Genomic DNA, 20,047 nt, shown 5'->3' with positions numbered 1-20,047 from the left:
TTACGATGCGTATATGCATCCGGTCGCCGGGCGTCTTCACAGACGTAAGTGAGACCTTGCCGGAAGGCGAGGATCCATTGCACCTAAAGCAAACGGCTAACCTCTTCCGACGTTAGCCGTTTTTGTTTTTAGGTAAGGATTCACACAATGAATACTGTCGGTACACCGATGTTATGGGGCGGCTTCGCGATTGTGGTCGTGATTATGCTGGCCGTCGACCTTCTGCTTCAGGGGCGTCGCGGCGTCCATACGATGACCATGAAGCAGGCGGCCTCCTGGTCTGTGGTTTGGGTCAGCCTCTCCCTGCTGTTCAACGCCGCCTTCTGGTGGTATCTCACGCAAACCGAAGGACGCGCTGTTGCCGACACGCAGGCGCTGGCGTTCCTCACCGGTTATCTGATTGAAAAAGCGCTGGCGGTCGATAACGTCTTCGTCTGGCTGATGCTGTTTAGCTACTTCTCCGTGCCTGCCGCGTTGCAGCGCCGGGTGCTGGTTTACGGCGTGCTCGGCGCGATTGTGCTGCGCACGATTATGATTTTCGCTGGCAGCTGGCTTATCACCCAGTTCTCGTGGCTGTTGTATGTTTTTGGCGCATTCCTGCTGTTTACCGGCGTGAAAATGGCGCTGGCGAAAGAGGACGAAACCGGGATCGGCGACAAACCGCTGGTGCGCTGGCTGCGCAGCCATTTACGCATGACCGATACCATCGAAAATGAGCACTTTTTCGTGCGCAAAAATGGCCTGCTGTTCGCGACGCCATTATTGCTGGTGCTGATTCTGGTCGAATTGAGCGATGTGATTTTTGCAGTCGACAGTATCCCGGCTATTTTTGCCGTGACCACCGATCCGTTTATTGTGCTGACCTCAAACCTGTTTGCGATTCTGGGCCTGCGTGCGATGTACTTCCTGCTGGCGGGCGTGGCTGAGCGTTTCTCGATGCTCAAATATGGTTTGTCTGTCATTCTGGTGTTTATCGGCATCAAGATGCTGATTGTCGATTTCTTCCATATTCCGATCGCCGTCTCGCTTGGCGTGGTAGGCGGCATCCTCGTGCTGACCATGCTGCTCAACGCGTGGGTTAACCACCAGCACGACAAGAAAAACAGGGCGTAAGCCGTAAATGGCCGCTCTGCCAGTGCGCAGAGCGGTCATTTCATCAGCCTTGTCGCCTTTATCACAAAACGTTAACACAAAAAATCAAAAAGCCGCGCCAGGCTGGAAAAGTTATTCTTCTCCCCTTTCTTGTTGCCGCAGAGTCCATATACTGCTTTCTGCAAACAAATGTTACATCCTGACAAATGTCACCCAAAAAGACATGCGGGATGCAACTCCACAACACGAAAGGAACATGGCATGACAACGCACCGCTCCACCGGGTTACTGCAACGCTTGATTGATGGCAGCCTGGTGAAACAGATTCTTATTGGTTTAATTCTGGGTATTTTACTGGCGTGGATTTCGACGCCCGCCGCTATTGCGACCGGCATTCTGGGTACGCTGTTCGTCAGCGCGTTAAAAGCGGTGGCACCAGTACTGGTGCTGATGCTGGTGATGGCCTCCATCGCAGGTCATCAACAAGGGCAAAAGACGCGTCTGCGTCCGGTGCTGGTGCTGTATCTGTTAGGCACGTTCACTGCCGCGCTGACCGCCGTGCTGGTCAGCTTTCTCTTCCCTTCGACGCTCCAGCTTGTGCCGGGGGCCAATGATGTCACGCCGCCATCCGGCATTGTGGAAGTGCTGCGCGGTTTACTGACCAGCATGATCGCCAATCCGGTGACGGCAATCATGAACGCGAACTACATCGGCATTCTGGTGTGGGCTGTGGGGCTGGGCTTTGCACTGCGCCACAGCAATGAGAGCACCAAAAGTCTGGTGCAGGATATGGCCAGCGCCGTCACCTTTATGGTGCGCATCGTTATCCGCTTCGCGCCGATCGGCATTTTCGGCCTTGTCTCCTCGACCCTTGCGACATCCGGTTTTGGCGCGCTGTTAGGTTACGCGCAACTGCTGGTGGTGCTGGTGGGCTGCATGGCGTTTGTCGCGCTGGTGGTTAACCCGCTGCTGGTGTACTGGAAAATCCGCCGCAACCCGTTCCCGCTGGTCTTTACCTGCCTGCGTGAAAGCGGCGTCACCGCCTTTTTCACCCGCAGTTCCGCAGCGAATATTCCCGTGAACATGGCGCTGTGTGAGAAGCTGAATCTTGACCGCGATACCTATTCGGTTTCTATCCCGCTGGGTGCCACCATTAACATGGCGGGCGCGGCAATCACCATTACCGTGCTGGCACTGGCGGCAGTGCATACGCTGGGCATTACGGTTGATGTGCCAACGGCGCTGCTGCTGAGCGTGGTGGCGTCGCTCTGTGCCTGTGGCGCGTCCGGCGTGGCGGGCGGTTCCCTGCTGCTGATCCCGCTGGCCTGTAACATGTTTGGTATTTCCAACGATGTGGCGATGCAGGTGGTAGCGGTCGGCTTTATTATTGGCGTCTTGCAGGATTCCTGCGAAACGGCGCTTAACTCCTCCACCGATGTGCTGTTTACCGCAGCGGTGTGCCAGGCGGAAGATGAGCGCCTGGTGAATAACGCCCTGCGTAACTGATCTTTTTGGCTGCCTTCACCGGGCAGCCGGTTTCTCTTGCCGCGCGGTTTCGACTTTAAACGGGTCGATACCGCGTTTTTGCATGCGCCAGAAGCGAATAATGTTCAGGCCATTCATCACTAAAAAGCTGCCTTCGATCAGCGAACCGCCAATCGATCCGAGCCAGATGTTGTGGATCACCCAGCAGCCGGTTGAGCACCAAATCACGCAGCGCATCGGCAAGCCTTTAAAACGAAACAGCGCCCAGGTGCTGACGATCGTCCCGGCAACCGGTAACAACTCCATGGGATGGTGAAATTTCGCCAGCCCTAACCCGCCGGTAAGCACAATAAACAGTGCCATGACCCACAGGCTACGGGTACGCAGAGTAATCAGGGTGCGGATGGCGTTAAGCATGGCGCTGGAGCCCGCCGGGAACGCGCCCATCAGAAAGAAATGTACGCCGATAATGGCGCTATAGACTGAGAGTTGCTTTTTGAAGCGCCGTTCATCACGGTTGATAAACGTGGTAATACCAATCAGAAAAGCAATCACACCAACGCCCTGGGCAAGCCAATACGTGGTCATGGAAATTCCTTGTAGGATTTTGGGGAAAGCGACACATCACTGAAAGCCTGCGAGCAGGCCTGACCCAAAAATTTCGCGCCAGGGCAAGGCGGCAAGCTCACAAATCCCCGGGAGCTTACACAAGTAAGTGACCGGGGTGAATGAGCGCAGCCAACACAGTCATGGCGCGAAAGATAAAGGTAAATTAAAGCGTTACGCCGCTTTTGAAGATCGCCAGTTCGCGGAAATCGTTTTTCTCGTTACAGGTCTTTTTGCCGTTGGCGATATCGACGATCACATCCACGAACTCGCTCAGCAGTTGCGGCATCGCTTTGCCGTGAATCAGCTGACCGGCATCGAAGTCGATCCAGTGTTTCTTCTTCGCCGCCAGTTCGCTGTTGGTAGCAATTTTCACCGTCGGAACAAAACCGCCGTATGGCGTACCGCGACCGGTACTGAACAGCACCATATGGCAGCCTGCCCCGGCCAGCGCGCTGGTAGCAACCGCATCGTTACCCGGTGCGCTCAGCAGGTTCAGACCGTGGGTTTTCAGACGCTCACCGTAACGCAGCACGTCCACCACCTGGCTGGCGCCCGCTTTTTGCGTGCAGCCCAGTGATTTCTCTTCCAGCGTAGTGATACCGCCCGCTTTATTACCCGGCGATGGGTTTTCGTAAATCGGCTGATTATGCGCGATAAAGTACTGTTTGAAGTCGTTGACCATGGTGACGGTCTTCTCAAAGGTACTTTCGTCGCGGCAGTGGCTCATCAGAATACGTTCCGCACCGAACATCTCCGGTACTTCGGTTAACACGGTAGTGCCACCGTTGCCGATTACGTAGTCCGAGAAACGGCCCAGCATTGGATTGGCGGTGATGCCGGAAAGGCCATCAGAACCGCCGCACTCAAGGCCGAATTTCAGCTCGCTCAGTTTGCCCGGTTCACGCTTGTCGTTGCGCATCGCCTGATAAAGCTCATGCAAATGCTCAAGACCGGCTTCCACTTCGTCATCCTGGTGTTGGCAGACCATAAAGTGGACGCGTTCCGGATCGAATTCACCGAGCGTCTGACGGAAGGCGTCGACCTGGTTGTTTTCACAGCCCAGACCAATCACCAGCACCGCACCCGCGTTCGGGTGACGCACCATATTTTGCAGCATGGTGCGGGTGTTAATGTGGTCGTCACCCAGTTGGGAACAACCGTAGGTGTGGCTGAACAGGTAAACACCGTCGATATCTTCGGCGTCCTGCGTCTCTTTCAGGAAACGGCTCTGGATCTGACGGGCAATGCCGTTCACACAGCCGACCGTCGGCAGGATCCATAACTCGTTGCGGATCCCGACTTCGCCGTTAGCGCGGCGGTAGATCTGAATGTCACGATCCGCCGCCTGTGCGCCTTCCTCCTGAAAATCAGGTTGATAGCTATACTCGTCCACATCGCTCAGATTGGTACGGGCATTATGGGAATGGATGTATTCGCCCGACGCGATATCTGCTGTCGCATGACCAATTGGCAGACCATACTTGACAACATTTTCACCTTTGGCGATGGGTTGCAGGGCAAACTTATGCCCGCGAACCACCGCCTGGCGCAGCCGAACGGTTTGGTTGTCGATAACGACTTCCGCGCCTTCAGCGAGATCCGCCAGTGCTACCGCAACGTTATCCAGTGAATGGATCTTGATGTATTGCATATCAACCTCAAACGGCCTTAGTTCAGTTCAATCGCGAAGTAATCACGCGCATTGTTAAAGCAGATGTTTTTCACCATTTCGCCCAGCAGCTGAATATCCGCCGGGGCTTCGCCCGCTTCGACCCAGCGGCCAATCATCTGGCACAGGATGCGACGGAAATATTCGTGGCGGGTGTAAGAGAGGAAACTGCGGCTGTCGGTCAGCATGCCGACAAAGCGGCTCAGCAGACCCAGTTGCGCCAGCTGCGTCATCTGACGTTCCATGCCATCTTTCTGGTCGTTAAACCACCAGCCGGAACCGAACTGCATTTTGCCTGGCATACCTTCGCCCTGGAAGTTGCCGATCATGGTGCCGAGCACTTCGTTATCGCGCGGGTTCAGGCAGTACAGAATGGTTTTCGGCAGCAGGTTCTCTTCATTCTGCTTGCTCAGCAGTCTGGAGAGCTCTTCCGCCAGCGGACGGTCGTTGATGGAGTCGAAACCGACGTCTGGCCCCAGCAGTTTGAACTGACGCAGGTTGTTATTACGCAGCGCACCGATGTGGTACTGCTGCACCCAACCGCGACGGGCGTATTCCGCACCCAGCCAGACCAGCACCGCCGTTTTGAACTGTGCGACTTCTTTTTCGCCGAGCGTTTCACCCGCCAGGCGACGCGCCAGGATGCTATCCAGTTCGGCTTCGCTGGCTTCAGCGAACAGCACCACGTCCAGCGCGTGGTCAGAAACTTTACAGCCGTGCGCCGCGAAGTGATCCAAGCGTTTGCTCAGCGCCGTCTGCAGATCGGCAAAACGACGAATGTCGGTATCAGAGACTTCGCCCAGCTTCGCCATGTAATCGTTGAAAGTGGCTTGTTCAATGTTGAACGCTTTGTCCGGGCGCCAGCTCGGCAGCACTTTGATGTGGAAGGTGCCATCTTTGGCGATCGAAGCGTGGTGTTCCAGCGAGTCAATCGGATCGTCGGTGGTACCCACCATTTTCACGTTCATCTGCTGCATGATGCCGCGCGCGGAGAACTTATCCTGCGCCAGTAGTTCATTACCCCGGCTCCAGATTTCGTCGGCGGTAGACGGCGACAACACCTTACCTGTAATACCAAATGGACGACGCAGTTCCAGATGCGTCCAGTGGTATAACGGGTTACCAATGGTGTGCGGCACGGTTGCGGCCCAGGCGTCAAACTTCTCGCGATCGGAAGCGTCACCGGTACACAGGCGCTCAGGTACGCCGTTGGTACGCATGGCGCGCCATTTGTAGTGATCACCTTTTAACCAGATGTCATACAGGTTTTTAAAGCGGTAGTTGTCAGCGATCTGTTGCGGCGGCAAGTGGCAATGGTAGTCAAAAATCGGCTGGTCTTTTGCGTAGTCGTGGTACAGACGGCGAGCAAATTCGGTATCTAACAGAAAATCTTCGGTCATAAACGGGGTCATTATCGTCTTCCTCTAAACGAGTGCGTCTGATGCTTACCTTTAATGCTGACAAAGTTATCACACCAATTTCTATAGACCGAAGATATTTTCGTGAGTTGGATCAATAAAAGCAGACAAAAACTGACAATCCAGGCGCCTGAATATCCCGCTAACCCGCGCCGTTTCTGGCTTATCCCGGCAAAGTTAAAGACCACACAAAGAAAAACACTTTTGTGATGTCACTCACCTTTTCAAGTTGTATGACAAGTTATCTTTCCTGCCGTCGAACACATAAGCCGACGGAATGCATTCCCGATAAAAAGTTAATCGGATTTTTTGGGTACGGATACCGACTTAAACACGCTTACTTATGGCAAGGTTTGGGCCGTACCGGGAGTTCTCCCGGGTACGTCCTCCCCGTTTCATCCTCCGAACGCGATCGAAGGATGGCCGCGCAGGCGGTAATAACATAACGATGAGGTTTACATGCGTAAAATCAAAGGATTACGTTGGTACATGATAGCACTGGTGACGGTCGGCACCGTGCTGGGCTACCTGACACGTAACACCGTAGCGGCTGCCGCTCCAACCTTGATGGAAGAGCTGCACATTTCTACTCAGCAATACTCTTACATCATTGCGGCTTATTCCGCGGCTTATACTGTTATGCAGCCTGTTGCAGGCTACGTACTGGACGTTCTGGGCACCAAAATTGGTTATGCCTTCTTTGCGATTACCTGGGCGGTATTCTGCGGCGCGACTGCGCTGGCAGGCAGCTGGGGTGGTCTGGCACTGGCGCGTGGCGCGGTGGGTGCCGCTGAAGCAGCGATGATCCCGGCAGGTCTGAAAGCGGCGTCCGAATGGTTCCCGGCGAAAGAACGTTCTATCGCGGTGGGTTACTTCAACGTCGGTTCTTCTATTGGTGCGATGATTGCGCCGCCGCTGGTGGTGTGGGCAATTGTGATGCACAGCTGGGAAATGGCGTTCATCATCTCTGGTGTGCTGAGCTTTGCCTGGGCGATGGCCTGGCTGGTTTTCTATAAACACCCGCGCGATCAGAAAAAACTGAGCGAAGAAGAACGCGAGTACATCATTGGCGGTCAGGAAGCACAACACCAGACCAACAACGGCAAAAAAATGTCCGTCTGGCAGATTCTGGGCACCCGTCAGTTCTGGGGCATCGCGCTGCCGCGTTTCCTGGCAGAACCAGCCTGGGGTACGTTTAACGCCTGGATCCCGCTGTTCATGTTCAAGGTTTACGGTTTTAACCTGAAAGAAATCGCCATGTTCGCCTGGATGCCGATGCTGTTCGCTGACCTGGGTTGCATCGTTGGTGGTTACCTGCCGCCGCTGTTCCAGCGTGTCTTCGGTGTGAACCTGATTGTTTCCCGTAAAATGGTAGTGACCATGGGTGCGGTACTGATGATTGGCCCTGGCATGATCGGCCTGTTCACCAGCCCGTATGTGGCAATCGGCCTGCTGTGTATCGGTGGTTTTGCTCACCAGTCTCTGTCCGGTGCGCTGATTACACTCTCTTCTGACGTATTCGGTCGTAACGAAGTGGCAACCGCGAACGGTCTGACCGGTATGGCGGCGTGGACAGCAAGTACCCTGTTTGCCCTGGTAGTTGGTGCGCTGGCGGATACCATCGGCTTTAGCCCGCTGTTCGCTGTGCTGGCTCTGTTCGACCTGATGGGTGCCGTGGTTATCTGGACCGTGCTGAAAAACAAATCAGCCGAAGAGGTGGTGAAAGAGCATTCGCTCGGTGGCCCGGCAGCACAAAGTTAAACCTCAATTTTGATACTTAAAAAAGCCGCCTGGTGCGGCTTTTTTACTATCTGCGATGGTGAGAAAGCAGTAAAAGTGGTATAACAAATCTATTATTGCCCTTCTTTTTCCTGGAGCTCACATATGGAAATCTCCGAGTCACGACGTTTGTACCAGCAGCTTGCCGCGGAGCTTAAAAGCCGTATTGAGCAAGGCGTCTATCTGGTGGGAGACAAACTGCCCGCCGAGCGCTTTATCGCCGATGAGAAAAGCGTCAGCCGGACCGTGGTTCGTGAAGCCATTATCATGCTTGAAGTAGAAGGGTATGTTGAAGTTCGCAAAGGCTCCGGCATTCATGTGATCTCCAACGTGGCACGCCACACCCAGGCGCCGGATGAAAACCTTGAGTTCGCCAATTACGGCCCGTTTGAACTGCTGCAGGCTCGTCAGCTTATCGAAAGTAATATTGCTGAATTCGCCGCCACCCAGGTGACGAAACAGGACATCATGAAGCTGATGGAAATTCAGGATAACGCGCGTAAAGAGAAGTGTTTCCGCGATTCTGAGTGGGATTTGCAGTTCCATGTGCAGGTTGCGTTGGCCACACAAAACACGGCGCTGGCGGCCATCGTTGAGAAAATGTGGACACAGCGTGTTCACAACCCATACTGGAAAAAACTGCACGATCACATCGACTTACGCACCGTGGATAACTGGTGTGATGATCATGACCAGATCCTGCGCGCGCTGATTCGCAAAGACCCGCACGCGGCGAAACTGGCGATGTGGCAACATCTGGAAAACACCAAACAGATGCTGTTTAACGAAACCAGCGATGATTTCGAGTTCAACGCCGATCGCTATTTATTTGCGGAAAACCCGGTGGTGCATCTCGATACCGCCGCAACCGGCAGCAAATAAAAAAGGTCCTGTAAGGCGCACACTTACGCTGCGCCTGCCCCGATTTAAGGTAAGTAAACCGTCTAGAGTGTCAGCCTTTGTAAATAGCCTCGCCTCCCCCTGCCGCGACAAGCAAAATCATCACCGAAACTCATTTTTCTGACTGACTCATAACGTCGGCATTTGTTACAATTGGATGCATTTGTCATCATATAAGTTAGTGCTTGCTCACAACGTCTGTTACCTGAATATGCCGTATCGAGTGTGCCACGAGCGACCATAATGTATTAAAGATAATCGCCGTGCTGTTCTGGGCGTGACGTAAACCGATGTACCAGGAATACTGAATGGAACTTTTAAGCCAATTACTCCATGCCCTCTGGAGCCAGGATTTCGCGACACTCTCGCAGCCCGGTATGATCGGCATGCTTTATTTTGTTTTATTTGTCATTTTATTTCTTGAAAACGGCCTGCTTCCGGCTGCGTTTCTTCCTGGCGATAGCCTGCTGGTACTGATTGGCGTACTGATTGCAAAAGGCGCGCTTGGATACCCACAAACCATTTTATTACTGACAGTGGCAGCAAGCCTGGGGTGCTGGCTCAGTTACATCCAGGGGCGCTGGCTGGGTAATACGCGCATCGTGCAAAACTGGTTATCGCATCTTCCCGCACATTATCACCAGCGCGCGCACCATCTTTTCCACAAACATGGCCTTTCTGCCCTGTTGATTGGTCGTTTTATTGCATTTGTTCGCACCCTGTTACCAACTATTGCCGGACTTTCTGGTCTGAGTAATGCCCGCTTCCAGTTTTTCAACTGGATGAGCGGCCTGCTGTGGGTGCTGATACTGACCACGCTGGGTTATCTGCTGGGCAAGACGCCGGTGTTTCGTAAATACGAAGATGCGCTGATGTCCTGCCTGATGTTGCTTCCGGTAGTATTGCTGGTGATTGGCCTTGCCGGCTCACTGGTGGTGCTGTGGAAGAAAAAATACCGCAATCGGGGTTAAGACCATGGAATTGCAACGTCCCTTTTTACGCTGGTTACTGATGGGTGTCGCGGCGATGACCGTTTTCAGCGTGATGTTTTTCGCCTGGACGACGCTGCAAAACCGTGAATCAACGCTGGCGATTCGCCCGCTCACGCAAAATGTCAGCGTGCCGGATGGTTTCTCTGTCTGGCACCATCTGGATGCCAACGGCATTCATTTTAAAAGTATTACGCCGCAGGACGACACGCTGTTAATTAAATTTGAATCCAGTGAGCAGAGCGCGGCGGCGAAAATCGTGCTCGATCGCACCTTACCTCATGGTTACATCATTGCCGCTCAGGACGATGATAACAGCCAAACTTCCGCGTGGCTGACCCGCCTGCGCAACAGCACACATCGATTCGGTTAACCTTTCCAGGATTCTGAATCTTTTCACTCACTTTGGTGTTTGGCCGTTTACTTACTATGCTTGAGTACACGGAACCAGAGTTCGCTTTATGTCACTGGACGCTGGCGTAACCATCGTTTCGCTGGCCAACAATGGAAGGTTCTCGATTATGAAAAACCGCATCGCACTGGCGCTGGCCCTTTTTTCGCTGAGCGCATTTTCCCAGGCGGCTTCGCCCTGTCAGGAAAAGGAACATGAGATCCAGCGTGAAATCAGCTATGCCGAAAAGCATAACAATCAGAGCCGAATTAACGGCCTGAACAAGGCGCTGCGAGAAGTACGCGCCAATTGCTCTGACAGCAAGCTGCGCGCCGCCCATCAGAAAAAAATCGCTGAGATGAAAGAAGAAGTAGCCGGGCGCCGCCACGATCTGAATGAGGCAAAGCAAAAAGGCGATGCGGAGAAAATAAGCAAACGCGAGCACAAGCTGAAAGAGGCGCAGGCCGAACTGAAAGCCCTGGAAGCGCGTGACTACTGATTTAATGGAAATAACCACTCACTCACCTGGAGAGAATTATGTCGAAAGATAATGCTGACAATTTGCGCGCAGAGTTGAAATCCCTGGCGGATACGCTGGAAGAAGTGCTGAGCAATTCCAGTGATAAGTCGAAAGAAGAGCTGAGTAAATTACGCACCAAAGCGGAACAGGCGCTGCGCGACAGCCGTCACCGTTTGGGCGAAACCGGCGATGCGCTCGCCCGCCAAACCCGCGAAGCGGCGGCGCGTACCGATGAGTATGTGCGTGACAACCCGTGGGCCAGCGTAGGTATCGGCGCCGCCGTCGGTGTGGTGCTGGGCGTACTGCTGTCGCGTCGCTAAGATGACGGATTTGCGAAACGCGCAAGGGCCGGGCAAAAGCGTACTGGGGATTGGTCAACGCATTGTGACCATTCTTGTTGAAATGGTTGAGACCCGCCTGCGGCTGGCGGTTGTCGAGCTGGAAGAAGAGAAAGCGAACTTATTCCAGCTGCTGCTTATGGTAGGGCTAACCATGCTTTTCGCCGCATTTGGCCTGATGAGCCTGATGGTGCTGATTATCTGGGCCATCGATCCGCAATATCGCCTGAACGCGATGATTGCAACCACCGTCGTGTTGCTGGTGCTGGCGTTGATAGGCGGCATCTGGACATTGCGTAAAGCGCGGGCCTCGACGCTGCTGCGTCATACTCGCCAGGAGCTGGCAAACGACCGTGCCTTGCTGGAGGAGGATAAGTGAGCGGCAAAGCGGAACGTCTGAAGCGCAAAGCACGTTTGCTCAGTGAGATCCAACAACAACGTCTGGATCTCACCGCCAGCCGCCGTGAGTGGCTGGAAGCCACCGGAGCCTACGATCGCGGCTGGAATACGCTGCTCAGCTTGCGCTCCTGGGCGCTGGTGGGCAGCAGCGCGATGGCGATATGGTCCGTGCGCCACCCCAATATGCTTGTGCGCTGGGCTAAACGCGGTTTAGGCGCATGGAGCTTATGGCGGCTGGTCAAATCAACGCTCAACGCAACGCACTGATACACAATCACAGCACGGCTTACGCGGGCGATGGTTATCCATCGCCCGTTTGCTTTGGTGCTTGCTCAGTTTTTTTGAAAAAATTCGACAGTTTTCCTTGCTAACAATCTTTTCCCGTCACGATTACTATCCTCTCCATCGACAGCAAGCACGCGGCACACGCCCGTAATTGCAGACCTTTTACTGAAAGCCGCTATTGTGGTTCCCTGGAGAGAAAGATGAAAAAATTAGAAGATGTTGGTTTCCTGGTTGCTCGTATCCTGATGCCGATTCTGTTTATTACCGCAGGCTGGGGCAAAATCACCGGTTATGCAGGCACGCAGCAATATATGGAAGCGATGGGCGTGCCGGGGTTCTTCCTGCCACTGACCATTCTTCTTGAGTTTGGCGGCGGTCTGGCGATCCTGTTCGGTTTCCTGACCCGTACCACAGCGCTGTTTACCGCAGGTTTTACGCTGCTGACCGCATTCATCTTCCACAGCAACTTTGCAGAAGGCGTGAACTCGCTGATGTTCATGAAAAACCTGACCATCGCTGGCGGTTACCTGCTGCTGGGCATTACTGGTCCGGGCGCCATCAGTATCGACCGCGTCCTGAATAAAAAATGGTAAGCGCTCTATACTGAGTGAAGAGATCAAAGCGAGGAGACCACTCCTCGCTTTTGCTATTCAGAAGGAGGAGACAAAATGGGACAACTGATTGACGGCGTCTGGCACGACAACTGGTATGACACCAAATCCACCGGCGGACGTTTCCAGCGCTCGGTATCCGCATTTCGCAACTGGCTTACCGCAGATGGCGCACCAGGCCCTTCTGGCGAAGGTGGCTTTGCCGCCGAGAAAGACCGCTACCACTTATATGTTTCACTCGCCTGCCCGTGGGCGCATCGCACGCTGATCCTGCGTAAACTCAAAGGCCTTGAGCCGTTTATCTCTGTTTCCGTGGTCAACCCGTTGATGCTGGAGAACGGCTGGACATTTGACGATGACTTTCCGGCGGCAACTGGCGACACGCTGTATCAACACGAATTCCTTTATCAGCTCTACCTGCACGCCGACCCGCACTACACCGGGCGCGTCACGGTGCCTGTGCTGTGGGATAAAAAGAATCACACGATTGTCAGCAATGAATCGGCGGAAATCATCCGCATGTTCAATACCGCTTTTGACGGTCTGGGCGCAAAAGCGGGCGATTACTACCCGCCAGAATTACGCGACCAGATCGATGAACTGAATGGCTGGATCTACGACAACGTGAATAACGGTGTCTATAAAGCCGGTTTCGCCACCAGCCAGCAGGCGTATGACGAAGCGGTGGTCAATGTTTTCAATGCGCTGGAACGCCTTGAGCAGATCCTCGGACAGCATCGTTACCTGACCGGCGACCGGCTTACGGAAGCGGATATCCGCCTGTGGACAACGCTGGTGCGTTTCGATCCGGTCTATGTCACTCACTTCAAGTGCGATAAGCACCGCATCAGCGACTATCTGAATCTGCACGGCTTTCTGCGCGACATTTATCAGATGCCGGGCGTTGCGGAAACGGTCGATTTCGCCCATATCCGCAACCACTATTACCGCAGCCACAAAACCATTAACCCGACCGGAATTATCTCTATCGGGCCGTGGCAGGATCTGGATGAGCCACACGGACGCGACCTGCGTTTCTCCTGATCTTCCGGGCGCGTTTCACCGCGCCCAAATTATTTCTCGCCGGGTTTTCGCTTTGTATTTTTGCCGTCTATTCTTACAGGGATCGTTGAGAAAACAACGGATTGACCGTTGATCGAGGTGGGAAATGGACTGGTATTTTAGGGTACTGAGCAACTACGCGACATTTCACGGACGCGCGCACCGCCGCGAATTCTGGATGTTCACACTGGTCAACCTTATCCTCTTTGGCGTGCTGTATGTGGTCGACAGGATCATCGGCTGGCACCTGTTAAGCCAGATTTACGCCCTGCTGGTGCTGGTGCCAAACCTGGCGGTTCAGGTACGCCGCCTGCATGATACCAACCGGAGCTGGCGCTGGCTGTTGCTGCTGCTGTTTCCGGTGATTGGCTGGTTGATGCTGCTGGCGTTTTACAGCCAGCGCGGCACGCCGGTAGAAAACCCCTTTGGCCCCGTACCGAAAGCGTTCCCCTGAATGGCATTGCTCCACCAACGTGGAGCAATGACTTATTTACCGGCAAACAGCTTGGGAATTTCCCGCAGACACCAGGCTTTCGCTTCGCCCATACTGTCGCGGCGCCAGGCCATAATAATATCTACCTGGCTGGTATATTCCGGGCTCACGACACGTAAGCGACCTTCGGCGATATCCTGCTCCACCAGTGGATAAGGCATCGTCGCCACGCCCAGGCCGGACAGCAGCGCCTGGCGTTTATCCTCGATGGTACTCACCGTCAGCCTTGGCTGCTTATCCAAAAGCTGTACCGTCAGCACCGGACGCTCGCGGGCGGTATCGGCAACGGCCACACCGCGGTATTTGACGCGCGTCACTTCTGAGAGCGGTTCCGCTTCCTGGTGGATCGGGTGATCCGGCGCAGCAACGTAGACGTTCATCACCGAGTAGAGCTTGCGTGAGTTGATTTCCGACGAGGAGCGAAAATGCATATCCGGAGCGACGACAATATCGGCACGCCCCTGCTCCAGCCGCTCCCACGCCCCGGCCAGCACTTCAGTAATGATCGATAACTGCGTATTAGCTTTTGCCGCCAGCCGGTCGACTAGCGGAAACAGATCGACTGTCGGCACCAGCGCTTCAGTGACCAGCGTCAGATGCGTTTCCCAGCCGCGCGCCAGCGCTTCTGCGTCGGTTGTCAGTTTATCGGCGGCTTCCAGCAATACGCGACCGCGCTCCAGCAGCATTCGCCCGACATTGGTGAATTTTGTTCGGTGCCCGGAGCGGTCAAACAGCACGACATCCAGCTCTTCTTCCAGTTTTTGCATGGTATAGCTGAGCGCAGAAGGCACGCGTCCCAACTCATCCGCCGCCGCGGCAAAGCTTCCACGCCGGTCAATCGCATCCATCACGCGTAACGCTTCGAGCGTCAGCGCCCTTTCTTTGGCCATGAGTGTTCTCATTCAGGAAATTTGAACATACCGGGCAGAATATCTGGCTAACAATGCAGCGTCCATACCTTTAACATTGTTTTAAGTAAAGAGAGGTCGACAATTATGATTACTACCCGTACTGCGAAACAATGCGGACAAGCTGACTTCGGCTGGCTTCAGGCCCGCTACACTTTTTCTTTTGGACATTACTTCGACCCGAAATTACTGGGCTATGCCTCCCTGCGTGTGTTGAACCAGGAAGTGCTCGCCCCTGGCGCATCGTTCCAGCCACGCACCTACCCGAAAGTGGATATTTTAAATCTGATTCTGGAAGGCGAAGCGGAGTATCGCGACAGCGAGGGCAACCATGTCCAGGCGAAAGCCGGTGAAGCGTTGTTAATTGCCACCCAGCCCGGCATCAGCTACAGCGAACATAACCTGAGCAAAGACAAATCGTTAACGCGCATGCAGTTATGGCTGGATGCCTGCCCCGAGCGTGAAAACCCGCCGGTGCAAAAAATGACCATTGCCGATGTGGCGCAGCAACTGCTGGCTTCCCCCGATGGTAGCCAGGGAAGTTTGCAGCTCCGCCAGCAAGTGTGGCTGCATCATATCGAGCTTGCCAAAGGCGAAGAGTTGCAGATTCAACTGCATGGCCCGCGCGCCTATTTGCAATCGATTCACGGTACGGTACACGCCGTGACACATTGCGAAGCAAAAGAAGCGCTCACCTGTGGTGACGGTGCGTTTATTCGTGACGAGGCTAACATAACCCTGGTTGCGGATACGCCGTTGCGCGCTTTGCTGATAGATTTACCCGTGTGATAGTTGCGTTACGTAAGTGAGTAAATGAAATGAGCAGCACAATGAATTTTATGACAGACCCTACACAGCAAACCCCACTCCCCGCCCTGACTGGATTCGGTTATGAAGAGATGCTGACAGAACTGGAAGCAATCGTCGCAGAAGCCGTTGTCCGACTGGCGGAAGAAGAAGCCACCGCCTGACCCATAAGCCCCGGCGCATCAGACCGGGGCAAATCTCTACTGAACCCTACTGTCGTTCTTCGCGAACTTAGCACGCCCGGTTTCGCGCCTGAAACTGCCCCGGCGTGCTGCCAAAGCGCAGCTTAAATGCGGCGATAAAAGCACTGACATTATCGTACCCGCAGCGTTCTGCCGTCTCACTTACCGACACCCCGCGCAGCAGATGCGCCATCGATGCCAGGACTTTTGCCTGCTGCCGCCACTGGCTAAAACTCAGCCCGGTTTGTTCGCTGAACAAGCGGCTTAATGTTCTGACGCTCAAGCCAAAGAGGCTAGCCAGTTGCGCCTGATTTGCCGCATGGTGTGGCTCCGACAACAGCAGTTCAGCTACCCGTTTCGCCCGACGATCCTGCGGCAGGGTTAACTGCAACGGCGCGCCTGGTGCTACGCGAATCTCCTCCATTATCACCGCCAGAAGCGATGCCTGGCGAGACGGGTCGCACTGCGTTATGCGTTCCATCAACAGCATCATAAACGGATCGGCAGGCCACACTCCCGCGAAAGCGGGGGCATCATCGTGGTTGAGTTGCAGGCTATGTCCTTCTACCTCGCCCACGCTCCAGGCGCAGTGGCGCATCTGTGCAGGAAACCAGCCGACAGTCGCGGGCGTTAGCGCCCATTGCGCCTGCTCCGTTTTCACAATCATCATCCCCCGCTGAATGCAAAACAGCTGCCCGCTGGCATGCTGGTGCCACGCGGTGGTGTGCTTGTTTTGATGCGTGAGTCGCTGCTTTTGTACGATCAACATGGCTGATAAACCGTATTTGATGTCCTGATACGGCTAATATACCAACGCGGTGTAGCGATATCCTCTCCAACAGGCTCAAATGAGGATAACCATGATGGACATCACCCAACATATCACCCTGGCTTTACAACGCGTTGTTTGCCACCCTGACCATAACGAAGCGGAAATTCGCCAATTCTTCTCGCCGGATTATCAACAAGTTGTCGACGGGCAGTCGCTTGATTTCACGGGATTTGTCGCACATATGGCGAAGCTCAAACATCTGACGCACGCCATTGACGTGACGGTGGTCGCCATTGCCGGGCAAAACAATGACGTATTGACGCACCATCTTGTGGCGGTGAGTAAGAAAGATGGCTCTCAGGCGCACATTGACGTGTTTGCGCATTTCACGCTGGAGAACGGGCTAATCACCCGCTGCGAGGAGTTAACCCGGCTGGTGCGTGGCACGGCGCAAGACCGTTCACTGAGCAGCGTCAGATAACCACGTCTTGTTGCGCTCGGTCACTTCCTGCACGAAACGGCGCAGGATCTCCGCCGCGCCCGGCGCGGGCAGCACGCTGGCGACTAAGCTGTCGGCATCGGTGCCCTCTTTTTCGATATGCGCGCGATTCAAACGCAGCAGATCGGTCGCGATTTCCGGCGTCATTTCCGGGTGGAACTGCACCGAAATGGCTCGCGGCCCATAGCGAACGATCTGATGATTATCATGGGCGGAAGAGGCCAGCACCGATGCGCCTTCAGGCAGCCGCGTTACCGTTTGCCGGTGCGTCAGGTGCGCAGGGAAACTTTCAGACAGGTGGCTGAGTAGCGGATCGTTGTGCGCCGAGGCGTTCAAATAAACGGTTTTTGTCCCCGCTTCACGGCCCTGCGGATGGTATTCAACATTCCCGCCCAGGGCCCAGGACATCAGTTGATGACCATAGCAAACGCCAAAGAGCGGCATCTCAACCGCAATGGCTTCGCGGATCCATTCTGCGGTCTTCTCGCTCCACGGCAGCCTGTCGGAAACCATCGCCCATGAACCGGTAATGATCGCTGCCCGGCGCGCATCCGGGGCTGGCAGCGTTTCGCCTTCAAAAACGCGAACCACGTCCACCTCTTCAGGAGCACACCCGATAGCCCGGCAAAACCAATGCGGAATATCCCCGTGGGCGTCACGTAAAGGCTTCGGGGCATCCCCCATCTGAATAATGATCAATGATTTTTGTTCCATGACGGCAGCGACTCCCGCAATGCTAGTTTCAAAACCGTTTAAGAACATGTTAGCGCTTTTCGACAGCCTTCCGACGGGATATTTATTTATAAGGTTAGAAGTGCCGGTGCTTAACGGTACGGCGCGCGCAACAGCAAAAAGCCTGCAAACTGCCTTTATCAAAAAAGGTAAAACCCCGCCGAAGCGGGATCTTACCTGCACAGTCGACACTGACCGGTAAGCCGCGTTCCTTCATCGAAAGCAGAGTGGACAGCCATTCATCTTTGGCCGCCAGAAAGCAAAAACCCCGCCGAAGCGGATTCTTATCTGAACAGTCGAAACTGGCCGGTAAGCCGCGTTCCTTCATCGAAAACGGAGTGGACAGTCATTCAGCTTTAGCCGCCAGAAAGCAAAAATCCCACCGAAGCGGGTTCTTATCTGAACAGTCGAAACTAGCCGGTAAGCCGCGTTCTTTCATCGAAAACGAAGTGGACAGTCATTCAGCTTTAGCCGCCAGAAAGCAAAAACCCCGCCGAAGCGGGGTTTTATTAATAGTCGAAACTGACCGATAAGCCGGGTTCTGTCGTGGACAGTCATTCATCTAGGCCAGCAATCGCTCACTGGCTCAAGCAGCCTACCCGGGTTCAGTACGGGCCGTACCTTGTGAACCCCTATTTGGCCTTGCTCCGGGTGGAGTTTACCGTGCCGCGAACTGTTGCCAGTCGCGCGGTGCGCTCTTACCGCACCCTTTCACCCTTACCTGATCCCACTTGCGTGGGCCATCGGCGGTTTGCTCTCTGTTGCACTGGTCGTAGGCTTGCGCCTCCCAGGCGTTACCTGGCACCCTGCCCTATGGAGCCCGGACTTTCCTCCCCTCCGCCCGTCTCCCCCGAAGAGGACGACGACGAAGCGGCGACTGTCTGGTCAGCTTCGGCGCGCAGTATAGAGGGTTTGCTTGCGCCTGTCACCCTTCCGTCAACATTCCCACTTGCAAGGTGGCGGCAATATTGCGCGATGCGCGATAAATATTGTCAAACGCGCCACGAAACGCCTCTTCCAGCGTACCGATGCTGGTCAGCACGCTAAATACGGCGTCAATACCGTACTGGTGAACCACGCCCACGTCGCTGGTCAAACTCCCGGCGATACCGATCACCGGCTTGTGGTATTTTTTGGCGACATGCGCCACGCCCACCGGCACTTTTCCGTGGATACTCTGGCTGTCGATGCGCCCTTCGCCGGTCACTACCAGTGTGCAATCGTGAATATGCTCTTCAAGATTGAGCGCCTGCGTCACGATCTCAATGCCGCTGCGCAATTCCGCGCCGAGAAAAGCCATCAATGCCGCGCCCATCCCGCCTGCTGCGCCGGAGCCCGGCACGTTTTTCACATCAACGCGCAGCGATTTTTTAATAACATCGGCGAAATGACTCAGGTTGCGATCCAGCTCGACAATCAACGCTTCCGTCGCCCCTTTTTGCGGGCCAAAAATGCGTGATGCGCCCTGCTCGCCGATCAAAGGGTTAGTGACATCGCAGGCGACACGCAGCGTGCAGTGTTGTAAACGCGGATCGAGCCCGGAAATATCAATGCCGTTCAGGCTTATCAGGCTACCGCCGCCGTAGCCGATTTCCGTCCCGTTAGCATCGGTCAGTTTCGCGCCCAGCGCCTGCACCATACCCGCGCCGCCGTCGTTAGTCGCGCTACCGCCAATGCCGATAATAATAGTGGTCGCCCCCTGTTCCAGCGCGTGCAAAATAAGTTCCCCGGTGCCGCGCGAAGTGGTAATCAAAGGGTTACGTAATTCAGGTGGAACCAGCGCCAGCCCGCTCGCCGCCGCCATTTCAATAAACGCGGTTTTTCCGTCGCCCGACATCCCCCAGCAGGCTTCAACATGTTTCCCCAGCGGTCCAGTGACGCGCGCGGTATGCACCATGCCATTCGTGGCGGCAATCATGGCTTCAACCGTACCTTCGCCACCATCCGCAACCGGAACGGAAACATATTGAGCATCCGGGAAAATCTCCCGAAATCCTTTTTCTATCGCCTGCGCTACTTCAGTAGCTGAAAGGCTTTCTTTGTAAGAGTCTGGGGCGATTACGATTTTCATAGTTGTGAGCCTGATAGTGCCGCGCACTTCACCCTT

The 20,047-nt window shown here is 54.7% G+C and carries 24 protein-coding genes and 1 other RNA gene; 17 read left to right on the top strand and 8 right to left on the bottom strand.

All coding sequences use genetic code 11. The annotated features are described in order from the left end of the window. Nucleotides 1-147: 147 nt before the first annotated feature. Together O3S68_RS13585 and sstT are read left to right on the top strand one after the other, a co-directional pair. Nucleotides 148-1,113 (top strand): TerC family protein, encoded by a 966-nt coding sequence (locus O3S68_RS13585; RefSeq protein WP_269231728.1) that lies wholly within the window; start codon nucleotides 148-150, stop codon nucleotides 1,111-1,113. Between the two features lie 240 nt (nucleotides 1,114-1,353). Then, the gene (gene sstT / locus O3S68_RS13580; RefSeq protein WP_269231727.1) at nucleotides 1,354-2,598 is read left to right on the top strand and encodes a serine/threonine transporter SstT; all 1,245 of its coding nucleotides are present in this window, start codon (nucleotides 1,354-1,356) and stop codon (nucleotides 2,596-2,598) included. Nucleotides 2,599-2,613: 15 nt separating this feature from the next. Here sstT and O3S68_RS13575 read toward each other — a convergent pair whose 3' ends face one another. The 3 genes from O3S68_RS13575 to uxaC form a co-directional block, all read right to left on the bottom strand. Then, nucleotides 2,614-3,165, bottom strand: a complete 552-nt coding sequence (locus O3S68_RS13575) for a YgjV family protein (RefSeq protein WP_097405994.1) — start codon at nucleotides 3,163-3,165, stop codon at nucleotides 2,614-2,616. Nucleotides 3,166-3,349: 184 nt separating this feature from the next. Beyond that, complete coding sequence (locus O3S68_RS13570; protein ID WP_020455375.1) at nucleotides 3,350-4,837, bottom strand: UxaA family hydrolase; 1,488 nt, start codon at nucleotides 4,835-4,837, stop codon at nucleotides 3,350-3,352. A 17-nt stretch (nucleotides 4,838-4,854) separates the two neighbouring features. Next, on the bottom strand, nucleotides 4,855-6,267 hold the full coding sequence (gene uxaC / locus O3S68_RS13565) for a glucuronate isomerase (RefSeq protein ID WP_269231726.1): 1,413 nt from the start codon (nucleotides 6,265-6,267) through the stop codon (nucleotides 4,855-4,857). Nucleotides 6,268-6,732: 465 nt separating this feature from the next. Between uxaC and O3S68_RS13560 the strand changes: the two genes are divergently transcribed. The 11 genes from O3S68_RS13560 (at nucleotide 6,733) to O3S68_RS13510 (ending at nucleotide 14,001) form a co-directional block, all read left to right on the top strand. Then, nucleotides 6,733-8,034, top strand: a complete 1,302-nt coding sequence (locus O3S68_RS13560) for an MFS transporter (protein ID WP_020455377.1) — start codon at nucleotides 6,733-6,735, stop codon at nucleotides 8,032-8,034. Nucleotides 8,035-8,157: 123 nt separating this feature from the next. Then, nucleotides 8,158-8,934: a transcriptional regulator ExuR gene (gene exuR / locus O3S68_RS13555; RefSeq protein ID WP_020455378.1), complete on the top strand. Its 777-nt coding sequence runs from the start codon at nucleotides 8,158-8,160 to the stop codon at nucleotides 8,932-8,934. 326 nt (nucleotides 8,935-9,260) lie between these two features. Further along, the gene (gene yqjA, locus O3S68_RS13550) at nucleotides 9,261-9,923 is read left to right on the top strand and encodes a DedA family general envelope maintenance protein YqjA (RefSeq protein ID WP_017457404.1); all 663 of its coding nucleotides are present in this window, start codon (nucleotides 9,261-9,263) and stop codon (nucleotides 9,921-9,923) included. A gap of 4 nt (nucleotides 9,924-9,927) precedes the next feature. Next, on the top strand, nucleotides 9,928-10,314 hold the full coding sequence (mzrA, locus tag O3S68_RS13545) for an EnvZ/OmpR regulon moderator MzrA (RefSeq protein WP_020455379.1): 387 nt from the start codon (nucleotides 9,928-9,930) through the stop codon (nucleotides 10,312-10,314). A gap of 148 nt (nucleotides 10,315-10,462) precedes the next feature. Continuing rightward, on the top strand, nucleotides 10,463-10,831 hold the full coding sequence (locus O3S68_RS13540) for a DUF1090 domain-containing protein (protein WP_044489740.1): 369 nt from the start codon (nucleotides 10,463-10,465) through the stop codon (nucleotides 10,829-10,831). Nucleotides 10,832-10,869: 38 nt separating this feature from the next. Then, nucleotides 10,870-11,172, top strand: coding sequence for a DUF883 family protein (locus tag O3S68_RS13535; protein WP_020455381.1), 303 nt, complete (start codon nucleotides 10,870-10,872; stop codon nucleotides 11,170-11,172). A gap of 1 nt (nucleotide 11,173) precedes the next feature. Further along, nucleotides 11,174-11,569: a phage holin family protein gene (locus O3S68_RS13530; RefSeq protein WP_017457400.1), complete on the top strand. Its 396-nt coding sequence runs from the start codon at nucleotides 11,174-11,176 to the stop codon at nucleotides 11,567-11,569. Next, nucleotides 11,566-11,856, top strand: coding sequence for a YqjK-like family protein (locus O3S68_RS13525; protein WP_017457399.1), 291 nt, complete (start codon nucleotides 11,566-11,568; stop codon nucleotides 11,854-11,856). The genes O3S68_RS13530 and O3S68_RS13525 overlap by 4 nt, the downstream gene beginning before the upstream one ends. 218 nt (nucleotides 11,857-12,074) lie before the next feature. Beyond that, complete coding sequence (locus O3S68_RS13520; RefSeq protein WP_020455382.1) at nucleotides 12,075-12,467, top strand: DoxX family protein; 393 nt, start codon at nucleotides 12,075-12,077, stop codon at nucleotides 12,465-12,467. A 75-nt stretch (nucleotides 12,468-12,542) separates the two neighbouring features. Beyond that, the gene (locus tag O3S68_RS13515; RefSeq protein ID WP_045513181.1) at nucleotides 12,543-13,529 is read left to right on the top strand and encodes a glutathione S-transferase family protein; all 987 of its coding nucleotides are present in this window, start codon (nucleotides 12,543-12,545) and stop codon (nucleotides 13,527-13,529) included. A gap of 124 nt (nucleotides 13,530-13,653) precedes the next feature. Next, nucleotides 13,654-14,001, top strand: coding sequence for a DUF805 domain-containing protein (locus tag O3S68_RS13510; protein WP_045513183.1), 348 nt, complete (start codon nucleotides 13,654-13,656; stop codon nucleotides 13,999-14,001). A 32-nt stretch (nucleotides 14,002-14,033) separates the two neighbouring features. Here the strand turns inward: O3S68_RS13510 and O3S68_RS13505 are convergent, their stop codons facing one another. After that, nucleotides 14,034-14,930 (bottom strand): LysR family transcriptional regulator, encoded by an 897-nt coding sequence (locus O3S68_RS13505; RefSeq protein ID WP_269231725.1) that lies wholly within the window; start codon nucleotides 14,928-14,930, stop codon nucleotides 14,034-14,036. 105 nt (nucleotides 14,931-15,035) lie between these two features. On the opposite strand from O3S68_RS13505, the gene O3S68_RS13500 reads away from it, so the two are divergent. Together O3S68_RS13500 and O3S68_RS24210 are read left to right on the top strand one after the other, a co-directional pair. Then, the gene (locus tag O3S68_RS13500) at nucleotides 15,036-15,737 is read left to right on the top strand and encodes a pirin family protein (RefSeq protein WP_020455386.1); all 702 of its coding nucleotides are present in this window, start codon (nucleotides 15,036-15,038) and stop codon (nucleotides 15,735-15,737) included. Between the two features lie 50 nt (nucleotides 15,738-15,787). After that, nucleotides 15,788-15,919: a hypothetical protein gene (locus O3S68_RS24210; protein ID WP_373963081.1), complete on the top strand. Its 132-nt coding sequence runs from the start codon at nucleotides 15,788-15,790 to the stop codon at nucleotides 15,917-15,919. A gap of 67 nt (nucleotides 15,920-15,986) precedes the next feature. Here O3S68_RS24210 and O3S68_RS13490 read toward each other — a convergent pair whose 3' ends face one another. Further along, nucleotides 15,987-16,706, bottom strand: a complete 720-nt coding sequence (locus O3S68_RS13490) for an AraC family transcriptional regulator (protein WP_269231723.1) — start codon at nucleotides 16,704-16,706, stop codon at nucleotides 15,987-15,989. A 91-nt stretch (nucleotides 16,707-16,797) separates the two neighbouring features. Here O3S68_RS13490 and O3S68_RS13485 point away from each other — a divergent pair, with 91 nt between their 5' ends. Beyond that, nucleotides 16,798-17,190, top strand: coding sequence for a nuclear transport factor 2 family protein (locus tag O3S68_RS13485; protein WP_269231722.1), 393 nt, complete (start codon nucleotides 16,798-16,800; stop codon nucleotides 17,188-17,190). Here O3S68_RS13485 and O3S68_RS13480 read toward each other — a convergent pair. Beyond that, nucleotides 17,170-17,922: a glutamine amidotransferase gene (locus tag O3S68_RS13480; RefSeq protein ID WP_269231721.1), complete on the bottom strand. Its 753-nt coding sequence runs from the start codon at nucleotides 17,920-17,922 to the stop codon at nucleotides 17,170-17,172. The genes O3S68_RS13485 and O3S68_RS13480 overlap by 21 nt on opposite strands. On the opposite strand from O3S68_RS13480, the gene O3S68_RS13475 reads away from it, so the two are divergent. Continuing rightward, complete coding sequence (locus O3S68_RS13475) at nucleotides 17,921-18,142, top strand: hypothetical protein (protein WP_269231720.1); 222 nt, start codon at nucleotides 17,921-17,923, stop codon at nucleotides 18,140-18,142. The genes O3S68_RS13480 and O3S68_RS13475 overlap by 2 nt on opposite strands. Before the next feature lie 312 nt (nucleotides 18,143-18,454). Here the strand turns inward: O3S68_RS13475 and rnpB are convergent. Both rnpB and garK read right to left on the bottom strand, forming a co-directional pair. Beyond that, nucleotides 18,455-18,833: RNase P RNA component class A (rnpB, locus tag O3S68_RS13470), an RNA gene on the bottom strand. 32 nt (nucleotides 18,834-18,865) lie between these two features. Beyond that, nucleotides 18,866-20,011 carry a glycerate 2-kinase gene (gene garK / locus O3S68_RS13465; RefSeq protein ID WP_269231719.1) on the bottom strand — a complete coding sequence of 382 codons (1,146 nt, stop codon included), beginning with the start codon at nucleotides 20,009-20,011 and terminating at the stop codon, nucleotides 18,866-18,868. Nucleotides 20,012-20,047: the final 36 nt, after the last annotated feature.

It is taken from the genome of Kosakonia sp. SOY2, from assembly GCF_027109175.1.
Lineage (GTDB): Bacteria > Pseudomonadota > Gammaproteobacteria > Enterobacterales > Enterobacteriaceae > Kosakonia.
The sequence above is the reverse complement of the archived record's forward strand: the minus strand, read 5'-3'. Positions and strand labels throughout refer to the sequence as shown.